Below are 11,902 nucleotides of genomic sequence, written 5' to 3'. Positions count from 1 at the left end.
CATGCGCAAGCGCATGTGAGCCTGCGCCGCAAGCTCGCAAACCTATACTACCGGCGTTCCTTCTTCATTGCGGCGGCAGCTTCCCGCTTCGCATCCTTTTCTTTTTCAGTGGCTCTCTTATCATGCTGCTTCTTGCCTTTGGCTAGGCCGATCTCGAGTTTGACGCGGCCGCGCTTGTAGTGCATGTCCAGCGGCATCAGGGTATAGCCGGCGCGCTGTACCTTGCCGATGATCTTGTCGATCTCGGCCTTGTGCAGCAGCAGTTTGCGGGTGCGGGTGGGGTCGGGGTGGATGTGGGTGGAGGCGCTGGCCAGCGGGCTGATGTGCGAGCCGAGCAGGTACAGTTCACCGTCCTTGACGGTGACGTAGGCTTCCTTGAGCTGCGCGCGTCCGGCGCGGATGGCCTTGATTTCCCAGCCTTCCAGCATGATGCCGGCTTCGTATTTGTCCTCGATGAAGAATTCGTGGAAGGCTTTTTTATTCTGGATGATGCTCATATCAGGTGAGTTTTGCGGTGTGTTCGGCTATTCTACCAGCCTTTGGAATACGGCTTTGTTGCGCCAGCTCATTCTCGCTGGTTCCGCTTCGCGTTCAAAGCGAGAACGAGGTGCCGCGCAGCGTAGTCAACAAGGTTATCGCGAAGAAGGCGAATTGGAATGGCGTTAGTGGAGAAAACAGTGCTGGTTCCGCACAGCGCGGAGCAGATGTTCAACCTGGTGGATCGCGTGGAGGAATACCCGCAGTTCCTGCCCTGGTGCGGCGGTGCGGACGTGACCCATCTGGATGGTTCGACGGTACACGCCACGGTGCATATCAATTACCACCATATCAAGCAGCATTTCACCACCGAGAACGTGCGCACGCCCCCGCACCAGATCGACATGACGTTGCAGGAGGGGCCGTTCCAGCATCTGGATGGACACTGGCGATTCATCCCGCTGAACGATTCGGCCTGTAAAATAGAATTCCGCCTGCACTATGAGTTTTCCAGCAAGCTGCTGGAGAAGCTGATCGGGCCGGTGTTCCATTACATTGCAAACAGTTTCGTGGATGCCTTCATCCATCGAGCGGAAAAGGTTTATCCAAGCGTATGAGCGACAAGATCGACATCGAGGTGGTTTATGCCCTGCCCAACGAGCAACTATTGCTCAAACAAGCCGTGCCTGCCGGAACGACGGTGACGGAGGCGATCAAGGTGTGCGGCATTCTCGACAAGCATCCCGAGATCGACATTTCCACCAGCAAGCTGGGCATCTTCGGCAAGCTGACCAAGGGGGATTCCGTGTTGCGCGACAGGGACCGCATCGAGATCTACCGTCCGCTGATCGCCGATCCGAAGGAGGTGCGACGAAAGCGGGCCGAGGAGGGGAAGGTTATGAAGAAGGGTGGCGGCGATGCATGAATGCTGCCGTGAATTTTTGAATATGCGAAATCCGGAAATTTCTATCCCCGCCTTGATCCTCCCCCTGCAAGGGGGAGGAAAATCTGCTCCTTCCCCCTTGCAGGGGGAAGGTTGGGATGGGGGTAAGGGGCTGTCGGTTAATGAGCGGCTCTGAAGATGCTTGACTACGATTTGCATTGCCATTCCCGTCATTCCGACGGTGCGCTCACGCCGGCCGAGGTGGTTGCGCGCGCTGCCGAGCGCGGCGTGAAAGTACTGGCACTGACCGACCATGACGATGTCGACGGGCTCGATGAGGCGCGCGCGGCTTGCGTGCAACATGGCATGGCCTTCATCGACGGCGTGGAGATTTCCGTGACGTGGCGCAGCCATACCGTGCATGTCGTCGGCTTGCGCATCGACGCGCATTACCCGCCGCTGGTCGAGGGTCTGTCCACCGTCCGTAGCGGTCGCGGCGAGCGGGCGCAAAAAATGTCCGACTCGCTGGCCAAGGCTGGCATCGGCGGCGTGTTGCAGGGCGCATACCGCCATACCGGCAATCCGAACATGATCGGGCGCACCCATTTCGCGCGCTATCTGGTCGAGGCTGGACATTGCAAGGATGTGAAGAGCGTGTTCAACCGTTATCTGGTGAAAGGCAAGCCCGGCTATGTGCCCCACCAATGGGCGGTGCTGGCGGATGCGGTCGGCTGGATACGCGGCAGCGGGGGCGTGGCGGTGCTGGCTCACCCGGGACGGTATATGTGCGGCCGCAACGGCATGGGCAAGAAGACCATGCACGAGTTGCTGGCGGAGTTCGTCGAGTGCGGCGGGCAGGCGATCGAGGTGGTGACCGGCAGCCACACGCCGGAGCAATATGCCGAGTTCGCGCGCTATGCCGGCGAGTTCAATCTGATGTGTTCGTGCGGTTCGGATTTCCACGGACCGGGGGAAAGCTGGCGCGATATGGGACGGCTGCCGGATTTCCCGCTGGGTTGCCGTCCGGTATGGGAAAGCTGGGAGCACACTCCCGGTCTGAAGGTGGCCTGATGGCACAATTCTTTACCATCCACCCCGACAATCCGAATCAGCGGCTGATCCGCCAGGCGGCGGCGATGCTGCGCGACGGCGGTATCGTGGTGTATCCGACCGATTCCTGTTATGCGTTGGGCTGTCATCTGGATGACCGGGACGCGGTGAAGCGCATCCGCCAGATCCGCCAACTGGACGAGCAGCACAATCTGACTTTGATGTGCCGCGACCTGTCGGAGATATCGCGTTTCGCGCGCGTGGACAACAGCAAGTTCCGCCTGCTGAAGGCCAATACGCCGGGCAGTTACACATTCATCCTGGAAGCGACCAAGGAGGTGCCGAAACGCCTGCAGCACCCCAAGCGCAGCACCATCGGCATCCGTATCCCCGACCATCCGGTCGCGCTGGCGCTACTGGAGGAACTGGGCGAGCCGATGTCCAGTTCCACGCTGATCCTGCCCGACGAGGTCTGGCCGCTGAACGATGCCGAACTGATCCGCGACCTGCTGGAGAAGAAAGTCGATCTGGTGATCGATGGCGGGCACGCGGGGGCGGATTTCACCACCGTGATCGATCTGACCGGCGATACGCCGCAGTTGTTGCGCCGGGGCAAGGGCGCAATCGCGCCGTTCGGAATCGAGGAATAATCTTGGAAAAAGCACTTGTCCACGAAAGACACGAAAAGACACGAGCAGAGTCTTGCGATGATTCCCGGAGTCATCATGCGGGTGAGTATGCTTCGCTCGGGAAGCAGTCGATTTGTTTCGTGACTTTCGTGTTTTTCGTGGATGAAAAATTATGCAAATCGATCAACTGATACAGACCGTAATCATCGCCGCGATCCCCATCCTGTTCGCCATCACCCTGCACGAGGCGGCGCATGGTTTTGCGGCCCGGCATTTCGGCGACATGACGGCTTATGCGGCGGGGCGCATTTCGCTGAACCCGATGCGCCACATCGATCCGGTCGGTACAATATTGCTGCCGTTGCTGACACTGATGCTGGGCGGCGTGCTGTTCGGCTGGGCCAAACCGGTTCCGGTAAACTTCAGCGCGTTGCGCCGGCCCAAGCAGGACATGCTGTGGGTGGCGATCGCCGGACCGGCATCGAATCTGCTGATGGCGCTGGGCTGGGCGTTGCTCTATAAAATGGCATGGGCGTCCCCGGATAATTATTTTGCCGATCCGTTGATGGGTATGGCGGTGATCGGGATCAAGATCAATGTCATATTGCTGGTGCTGAACCTGTTGCCGTTGCCGCCGCTGGATGGCGGCAGGGTCGCGGTCAGCCTGTTGCCGCATCGCCAGGCTTACCAGTTGAGCTTGATCGAGCCTTACGGCTTGTTCATTTTGATATTCATGGCCATCACGCCGGTGCTCGGCTGGATACTGTTCCCGCTGGTCGGAATGGTGGAACGGATTCTTTTCATGTTAGTTGGACTTTAAAAGTATGTTTGCTGATCGCGTGTTATCGGGTATGCGTCCCACCGGAAGTCTGCATCTGGGGCATTACCACGGAGTATTGAAAAACTGGGTGCAGATGCAGCACGAATTCGAATGCCTGTTCTTCGTGGCCGACTGGCATGCGCTGACCACGCATTACGACACCCCGCAGGTCATCGAGCAGAACGTATGGGATATGGTGGTGGACTGGTTGGCGGCAGGTGTCGATCCGGCCCACGCCACGCTGTTCATCCAGTCGCGCGTGCCGGAACATGCCGAGCTGCACCTGCTGCTGTCGATGATCACGCCGCTGGGCTGGCTGGAGCGCGTGCCGACCTATAAGGACCAGCAGGAAAAACTGTCCGAAAAGGACCTGAGCACCTATGGTTTCCTGGGATATCCGTTGTTGCAGAGCGCGGACATCCTGATCTACCGCGCCACCCATGTGCCGGTCGGCGAGGACCAGGTGCCGCATATCGAATTCACCCGCGAGATCGCGCGCCGCTTCAACCATATCTATGGACGCGAACCCGGCTTCGAGGAAAAGGCGGAAGCGGCAGTCAAAAAACTGGGCGGCAAGAAATCCAAGCTCTACAGTGAACTGCGTACCCGCTATCAGGAGCAGGGCGACGACGAGGCACTGGAAGCAGCCAAGTCATTGCTGGACGAACAGCAGAGCCTGAGCCACGGCGACCGCGAACGGCTGTTCGGTTATCTGGAGGGCGGCGGCAAGATGATCCTGTCCGAGCCCGAAGCGATGCTCACGGCCGCTTCAAAGATGCCCGGTCTGGACGGGCAGAAGATGTCCAAGTCCTACAACAACACCATCACCCTGCGCGAGGATGAAGTCAGCGTCAGCAAGAAGATCAAGACCATGCCGACCGACCCGGCGCGCATCCGCCGTACCGATCCGGGTGATCCGGACAAGTGCCCGGTATGGTCGTTGCATCAGGTCTATTCCAACGAAGCCACCCAGCAATGGGTGATGCAGGGCTGCAAGAGCGCCGGTATCGGCTGCATCGAATGCAAACAGCCGGTGATCGATGCGGTGCTGGAGGAGCAACGCCCGATGCGGGAGCGCGCCCAACTGTACCTGGACGATCCGACCCTGGTACAGAACATCATCGCGGACGGCTGCGAGAAAGCACGCAAGCTGGCTTCCGAGACGATGCGCGATGTGCGCGAAGCGGTCGGCCTGAGCTATAACTGAGCGGCCATGAGCGGCGAACAACTCATCCTTCATCCGGTCGCCCGCATCCATGGCGAACCCATGCTGGAGTTGCCGCGCGACCTTTATATCCCGCCGGATGCGCTGGAACTGGTGCTGGAGAACTTTCAGGGGCCGCTGGATCTGTTGCTGTACCTGATCCGCAAGCACAATCTTGATGTGCTGGACATCCCGATGGCGGAACTGACCCGGCAATACATGGGGTATATCGAAATGATGCAGGAGCATCGCCTCGAGCTGGCGGCGGAATACCTGCTGATGGCGGCAGTGCTGATCGAGATCAAGTCGCGCATGTTGCTGCCGCGCCCGCCCAGGGCCAGCGAGGAAGAGGGCGACGACCCGCGCGCCGAACTGATGCGCCGCCTGCTGGAATACGAGCAGATGAAGCTGGCCTCACAGCGGCTCAACGAACTGCCGCAGGCCGGGCGCGATTTCGAGGTGGTGCAGGTGATGATCGAACGTACCGTGCAGGCGCGCCTGCCGGATGTCGGCGTCGAGGATCTGCGCCAGGCATGGCTGGGGCTGCTGGCGCGCGCGAAACTCAACCGGCACCACAAGGTGTTGCGTGAACAGCTTTCGGTGCGTGAGCAGATGACGCATGTCCTGCGCCGTCTGAAAGGCGGCGAATACGTCGCGTTCGACCAGTTGTTCGATGTGGAAAGCGGTGTGGCCAAGCTGGTGGTGACCTTCATCGCCATCCTCGAACTGGCCAAGGAATATCTGGTGGAAATTCAACAAAGCGAAACATTGGGGAGCATCTATGTCCGATCAAATCGAGCCATTGCCGAATGAGGCGTCGTCGCCCGTGGAGGGCGGAACCGGCGTGAACGACGGTGGTGATATCCGTATCGACCTGTTTGGCGGAAAGATGAACACACAACAGTTCAAACATGTGATGGAGGCTGCGCTGCTGACTTCCACGGAACCGTTGCCCGTACCGGAATTGAAGAAACTCAGCGATGTATCGCTGGATAACCGCCAGATCGAGACCCTGCTCGATGAACTGGCACAGGAATGGCAGGGGCGCGGAGTGGAACTGACCCGTGTGAGCAGCGGCTGGCGCTTTCGCGCCAAGCCGGAGATGCAAACCTATCTTGACCGGCTGAACCCCCAGAAGCCTCCGCGTTATTCCCGCGCGGTGCTGGAGACGCTCGCCATCATCGCCTATCATCAACCCGTCACCCGTGGCGATATCGAAGAGATACGCGGCGTAGCGGTCTCGGCACAGATTCTCAAGACGCTGGAGGCTCGCGGCTGGATAGAAGTGGTCGGCAACCGGGATACGCCGGGCAAGCCCGAGCTGTTCGCCACCACCCGGCAGATGCTCGACGACCTGAACCTGCGCACCCTGCAGGAATTGCCGCCACTGGAAGAGATCGGCGCATTGCTCGAACAGGATGCAACGGATAACGGCCCCACCGAAACCGGCGCTCAAGAACAACCCATTGACTCGTCAACCCCTTTTCAGGGCGATAACAACCCTGAGAAACAGTGAGCTACAGCAACCCGGGCGATTGCAAAAGTTGTTATTTGGAATTCAGGGCAACTTTGATACAATCGCCACGCTTTTCAACTTCAATTAACAACTAGGGTGGGAGATATAAATGTCTATTGAACAACGCGTTAAAAAGATCGTGTCCGAACAGCTTGGCGTGAATGAAGCCGAGGTCAAGAACGAGTCTTCTTTCGTTAACGATCTGGGCGCAGATTCGCTGGATACCGTCGAACTGGTGATGGCCCTCGAAGAGGAATTCGAATGCGAGATCCCCGACGAAGACGCAGAGAAGATCACTACCGTACAGCAGGCCATCGACTACGTGCTGGCGCATCAAAAGTAATCAAGCCGCATCTTCTTTAATTTCTGTTCTGAAACGGGGTCAGTTTGTCTAAACGCAGAGTCGTCATTACCGGGCTGGGGATCGTTTCCCCGGTCGGGCTCGGGATTCCTTTGGCTTGGCAGAATATCGTCGCCGGGAAGTCTGGTGTAACCAATATCACTCACTTCGACGCCAGCGCGATGGCCTCACAAGTTGCCGGAGAAGTGAAGGATTTTGATGTCACGCAGTTCATTTCCGCCAAGGATGCGCGCCGCATGGACCGATTCATCCATTTCGGTCTTGCGGCAGGCATCGAAGCGTTCAAGGACTCAGGCCTGGAAGTCAATGAGCAGAATGCCGAACGCATCGGCGTGAACATCGGTTCCGGCATCGGTGGCCTGCCGATGATCGAAGACACGCATAACGATTATCTGGCGTCCGGCCCGCGCAAGATTTCCCCGTTCTTCATTCCCGGCACCATCATCAACATGATCTCCGGCAACCTGTCAGTCATGTACGGCCTGAAGGGGCCGAACCTGGCGATGGTTTCCGCCTGCACCACCGGTACACACTGTATCGGCGAATCCGCACGTATCGTCGAATATGGCGATGCGGACGTGATGATCGCGGGCGGTTCCGAGGCGACAGTCAGCGCCTTGGCCGTCGGCGGTTTCGCTTCGGCACGTGCGTTGAGCACGCGCAACGACGATCCGGCCACGGCCAGCCGTCCATGGGACAAGGATCGCGATGGTTTCGTGATCGGCGAAGGTGCCGGCGTGCTGGTTCTGGAAGAGTACGAACATGCCAAGGCGCGCGGGGCAAAGATTTACGCGGAACTGGCTGGTTACGGCATGAGCGGTGATGCCTACCATATCACCTCACCGAATACCGACGGCCCGAAGCGTAGCATGTTGTACGCGTTGCGCAACGCCGGGCTGAATCCGGACCAGGTGCAATACGTCAATGCGCACGGCACTTCCACGCCACTGGGGGACAAGAACGAGACTGACGCGATCAAGCTGGCTTTCGGCGATCATGCCAAAAAGCTGGTGGTGAATTCCACCAAGTCGATGACCGGCCACTTGCTGGGCGGTGCGGGCGGCGTGGAATCAGTGTTCTGCGCGCTGGCGGTCCATCACCAGATCTCGCCACCGACCATCAATATCTTTGAGCAGGATCCAGAGTGCGATCTGGACTATTGTGCGAACGCCGCGCGCGACATGAAGATCGATGTGGCGGTGAACAACAATTTCGGTTTCGGCGGAACCAACGGCTCGCTGGTGTTCCGCAAAATTTAGCGTTCTGCCTCCTTAAAACGTATTTGAACCGCGAAGAACACGAAGGAGGCGAAGAAAAATCTGCTGGTTGCTCGAAAAAATCGAGCAACCAGCAGGTGATAGCCAACCTTGTTCAATCCCATGAAAAATCTTCGTGATCTCTGTGCCCTTTGTGGTGAAGTGTTTTTTCCCGGCTGATCACGATGCTGATCAACGGAGTCCCCGGTAGTTCGATCAGCATCCGCGACCGCGGTCTGCTCTACGGCGATGGCGTGTTCCGCACCCTGCGTATCGAACAGGGCAAGGCTTCACACTGGCCCTTGCATTACCTCAAGCTTCAGCACGACTGCAATGCACTGGGTATCGCCTGCCCGGACGTGGCTACGCTTTCCGCGGAGTTGGATGTCCTTCTCGAACGATATTCCGCCGGGGTGGTGAAGATCATCGTCACGCGGGGCGCGGGCACGCGCGGGTATTCTCCTTCCGCACATGCCTCACCGACCAGAATCTGGGATGTTTCACCGCTGCCAGCCTATCCTGCCGACCATGCAACAAAAGGAATCAAGGCGGGAATTTGCCGCTTGCGCCTCAGTCATCAACCCTTGCTGGGGGGCGTCAAGCATCTCAATCGGCTGGAAAACGTGCTGGCATCCGCAGAACTGCAAGGTACTGAGCTCGCTGAAGGGGTGTCGCTGGACACGGCGGATAACGTCATCGAGGGAACGCGCAGCAACCTGTTCCTGATGTCGCGGGGAGAACTCATTACCCCAGACTTGTCGAATTGCGGTGTGGCAGGCGTGCAGCGCGACCGTGTCATGGCATGGGCGGCGCATCACAATATCCCGTTGAACATACGCGAAGTGAAGCTGGATGAAGCGATGGATGCAGACGAACTGTTTGTCGTAAACAGCATCATCGGGTTGTGGCCGATACGCGAACTGGGGCAGCGTCGCTGGACCGATTTTCCCGTTGCGACACGGATCCGCAATCACCTTGAAACGACCGGTTCGTGATGCGCAAGCTGTTCCTCCCTTTTGTGTTATTGATATTGCTCGCAGTATCCGCGACGGGATATTACGCATACCGCCCGTTGATATTGCCTGCCACGCCTTTCGAGTTCGAACTGAAGCAGGGCAGCAGTCTGAAGGGGATGGCGCGGGAAATGCGGCAGGCTGGACTGCTGGAACAGGACTGGGCGTTCGTCTGGCTGGTACGATTGCTCGGTAAATCCGGTCAGCTCAAGGCAGGGAGCTATGAACTGTCTCATCCGGTTTCGCCGCTGGAGCTGATGAAGATCATCAGCGATGGTCAGGTCAGGCAGCGCCGGATAAGCATCATAGAGGGATGGACATTCAAGCAGCTGCGCGCCGCACTGGATGCCAGCCCGGACATAAGGCATGAGACTTCGAACCTGGACGATTCCGAGATCCTGAAACGTATCGGCGCTACGGAACCCCATCCAGAAGGACTGTTCTTTCCAGACACTTATCATTTTGCTGCGGGCAGCAGCGACTTGGCCATTTTCCAGCGCGCCTATCAGGCCATGCAACAACATCTGCGGACGGTATGGGAAATGCGCGAAGCCAATCTGCCGCTGGAAAACCCTTATCAGGCATTGATCCTGGCCTCCATCGTCGAAAAAGAGACCGGCGCGGCGGCGGATCGCGCCATGATTGCCGGGGTGTTCGTGAACAGGCTGCGCAAGGGAATGTTGCTGCAAACCGATCCGACGGTGATCTACGGCATTGGAGACAAGTTCGACGGAAACCTGCGCAAGCGGGATCTGCTTGCCGATACCGCCTACAATACCTATACCCGTGCCGGGCTGACGCCAACGCCAATCGCCTTACCCGGGCTGGACTCGCTACGGGCTGCGTTGCATCCGGCACAGACCAACGCGTTATACTTCGTGGCGCGCGGTGATGGCAGCTCCCATTTCTCCAGCAGTCTGAGCGAACACAACCGCGCGGTGAACCAGTATCAAAAATAACGATATCGCCCGATATTAGTTTTCCGTGATGATGCGCAAGGAGCCGCGCAACGAATGACGAAACATATCGATTTGATAGACGAGGAATGACCGGGCACGCAATACCGCGGCTCGCTCTGAGAACGGATTTATGAGTAAATTCATTACGCTAGAGGGTGTGGACGGGGCTGGGAAGAGTACCCATCTGGATTGGTTCGCCGATCAATTGCGCAGGCGCGGTATTGATGTGGTGGTGACGCGTGAGCCGGGCGGCACGCAGTTGGGCGAGCAACTGCGGGAAATCCTGCTCAATCAGCCGATGAGCATTGGCACCGAGGCGATGCTGATGTTCGCGGCACGGATGCAACACATCGACCAAGTCATCAAACCGGCCCTGCAAAGCGGAAAGTGGATCCTGTCGGATCGTTTCACGGATGCCAGTTTTGCCTATCAGGGTGGCGGACGGGGAATGGACTGGGAAAAACTGGAGCGACTGGAACAATGGGTGCATCCAGATCTGCAACCCGACCTGACCCTGTTCTTCGATGTGCCGGTCGAAGTTGCAAGGGAACGACTGTCGAACAATCTTTCTCTGGATCGCTTCGAGCAGGAGCAGGCCGATTTCTTCGAGCGGGTACGTGCCGGATATCACAGGCGTGTTCAACAGAATCCGCAACGCTATGCCGTAATCGACGCCACACGAACCATAGAAGAAATCAAGAAAGAGCTTGAAAATATAGTTTCATCTATTTGATATGAAAAATAATTATCCTTGGCAGAAAGATGATTGGGGGCGTCTGCAAGAGCTACTCAAGCGCCCGCCGCATGGCCTACTGTTAAAGGGCAATAAAGGTATCGGAAAGTTCGATCTGGCGATGAATCTGGCTTGCTCCATGTTGTGCCAACAGCCAAAGGGGGCCAGTCTTGCCTGCGGAAAATGTCCTTCTTGTCACTGGTTCGAACAAGGCTCCCACCCCGATTTTCGCTTGCTGCAGCCGGATGCGTTAAGCCAGGCTGTCGATGAACACGAATCCGGCAAAAAACCCAGCAAACAGATTTCCGTGGGGCAGGTCAGAAGCCTGGCCGATTTCCTTGGCATGTCCGCCCATCAGGGAGGCCGGCGTGTGGTTCTCATCCATCCCGCCGAGGCGATGAACGTCAATGCCGCGAATGCATTATTGAAAAACCTCGAGGAACCGCCGCAGGATCTGCTGTTCATCCTGGTATCACACAAGCCACAACAGTTGTTGCCGACCATTCTGAGCCGCTGTTTATCCTTTGCGCTACCGGCTCCCGATACTATAAGCGCTACCGGATGGCTGAAAGAGCAGGGGGTAGAAAATCCAGGTGAAGCGCTGGCCGCTTCCGGATTTGCACCGCTGCAAGCCGTGCAACTGGATGAGCAACTGGGCAGCGAAGAACGCGCCAAACTACTGCGCGCAGTGCGCCAACCCTCCGCGCTGGATGTGTTCGCGCTGGCCGAGGCGCTGCAGAAGACCGAGCAGACGCTGGTCGTGCAGTGGTTGCAGCAATGGTGTTACGACCTGAGTTCGATGAAACTGGCGGGCAGGCTGCGCTATCATCCCGGCGAAGAAGCGACAATCAAAAAACTGATCGAGCCCATTGAACCGCTAAATCTCGCACGGTTGCAGAAGTACCTGCAAACCGCAAAACGCGAGGCGCAGCACACTCTTAATTCCAGATTATTTTTCGAGTCCATACTGCTGGCGTATCGCCAGTTGATGCTTGCATAGC

15 protein-coding genes are annotated in these 11,902 nt (G+C 57.8%); 14 read left to right on the top strand and 1 reads right to left on the bottom strand.

The annotated features are described in order from the left end of the window. Window positions 1-47 precede the first annotated feature (47 nt). Window positions 48-497, bottom strand: coding sequence for an SsrA-binding protein SmpB (gene smpB, locus IPM27_01780; protein ID MBK9160293.1), 450 nt, complete (start codon window positions 495-497; stop codon window positions 48-50). A 159-nt stretch (window positions 498-656) separates the two neighbouring features. Here smpB and IPM27_01775 point away from each other — a divergent pair, with 159 nt between their 5' ends. The 14 genes from IPM27_01775 (at window position 657) to holB (ending at window position 11,901) form a co-directional block, all read left to right on the top strand. Next, window positions 657-1,094: a type II toxin-antitoxin system RatA family toxin gene (locus tag IPM27_01775; GenBank protein MBK9160292.1), complete on the top strand. Its 438-nt coding sequence runs from the start codon at window positions 657-659 to the stop codon at window positions 1,092-1,094. Beyond that, window positions 1,091-1,402: an RnfH family protein gene (locus IPM27_01770; protein MBK9160291.1), complete on the top strand. Its 312-nt coding sequence runs from the start codon at window positions 1,091-1,093 to the stop codon at window positions 1,400-1,402. The genes IPM27_01775 and IPM27_01770 overlap by 4 nt, the downstream gene beginning before the upstream one ends. Before the next feature lie 156 nt (window positions 1,403-1,558). After that, window positions 1,559-2,431, top strand: a complete 873-nt coding sequence (locus tag IPM27_01765) for a PHP domain-containing protein (GenBank protein MBK9160290.1) — start codon at window positions 1,559-1,561, stop codon at window positions 2,429-2,431. Beyond that, complete coding sequence (locus IPM27_01760) at window positions 2,431-3,060, top strand: threonylcarbamoyl-AMP synthase (protein MBK9160289.1); 630 nt, start codon at window positions 2,431-2,433, stop codon at window positions 3,058-3,060. The genes IPM27_01765 and IPM27_01760 overlap by 1 nt, the downstream gene beginning before the upstream one ends. A gap of 151 nt (window positions 3,061-3,211) precedes the next feature. Beyond that, on the top strand, window positions 3,212-3,859 hold the full coding sequence (locus IPM27_01755; GenBank protein MBK9160288.1) for a site-2 protease family protein: 648 nt from the start codon (window positions 3,212-3,214) through the stop codon (window positions 3,857-3,859). A gap of 4 nt (window positions 3,860-3,863) precedes the next feature. Next, on the top strand, window positions 3,864-5,066 hold the full coding sequence (locus IPM27_01750) for a tryptophan--tRNA ligase (GenBank protein ID MBK9160287.1): 1,203 nt from the start codon (window positions 3,864-3,866) through the stop codon (window positions 5,064-5,066). A 6-nt stretch (window positions 5,067-5,072) separates the two neighbouring features. Continuing rightward, on the top strand, window positions 5,073-5,876 hold the full coding sequence (locus tag IPM27_01745) for a segregation/condensation protein A (GenBank protein MBK9160286.1): 804 nt from the start codon (window positions 5,073-5,075) through the stop codon (window positions 5,874-5,876). A 76-nt stretch (window positions 5,877-5,952) separates the two neighbouring features. Then, window positions 5,953-6,579: an SMC-Scp complex subunit ScpB gene (gene scpB, locus IPM27_01740; GenBank protein MBK9160285.1), complete on the top strand. Its 627-nt coding sequence runs from the start codon at window positions 5,953-5,955 to the stop codon at window positions 6,577-6,579. 109 nt (window positions 6,580-6,688) lie between these two features. Further along, entirely contained in the window at window positions 6,689-6,922 is a 234-nt protein-coding gene (gene acpP / locus IPM27_01735) for an acyl carrier protein (protein ID MBK9160284.1), read from the top strand. 44 nt (window positions 6,923-6,966) lie between these two features. Next, window positions 6,967-8,199 carry a beta-ketoacyl-ACP synthase II gene (gene fabF, locus IPM27_01730; GenBank protein ID MBK9160283.1) on the top strand — a complete coding sequence of 411 codons (1,233 nt, stop codon included), beginning with the start codon at window positions 6,967-6,969 and terminating at the stop codon, window positions 8,197-8,199. Window positions 8,200-8,381: 182 nt separating this feature from the next. Then, the gene (gene pabC / locus IPM27_01725) at window positions 8,382-9,191 is read left to right on the top strand and encodes an aminodeoxychorismate lyase (GenBank protein MBK9160282.1); all 810 of its coding nucleotides are present in this window, start codon (window positions 8,382-8,384) and stop codon (window positions 9,189-9,191) included. Beyond that, complete coding sequence (gene mltG / locus IPM27_01720; protein ID MBK9160281.1) at window positions 9,191-10,168, top strand: endolytic transglycosylase MltG; 978 nt, start codon at window positions 9,191-9,193, stop codon at window positions 10,166-10,168. Before pabC ends, mltG begins: the two co-directional genes overlap by 1 nt. Window positions 10,169-10,298: 130 nt before the next feature. Further along, window positions 10,299-10,901: a dTMP kinase gene (locus IPM27_01715; protein ID MBK9160280.1), complete on the top strand. Its 603-nt coding sequence runs from the start codon at window positions 10,299-10,301 to the stop codon at window positions 10,899-10,901. A gap of 1 nt (window position 10,902) precedes the next feature. After that, on the top strand, window positions 10,903-11,901 hold the full coding sequence (gene holB / locus IPM27_01710; GenBank protein MBK9160279.1) for a DNA polymerase III subunit delta': 999 nt from the start codon (window positions 10,903-10,905) through the stop codon (window positions 11,899-11,901). The last annotated feature ends 1 nt before the right edge of the window (window position 11,902 follow it).

Source organism: Nitrosomonadales bacterium, assembly GCA_016716325.1.
Classification (GTDB): domain Bacteria; phylum Pseudomonadota; class Gammaproteobacteria; order Burkholderiales; family Gallionellaceae; genus Gallionella.
Note: the sequence above shows the minus strand (reverse complement) of the source record. Positions and strands in the feature narration are given on the sequence as shown.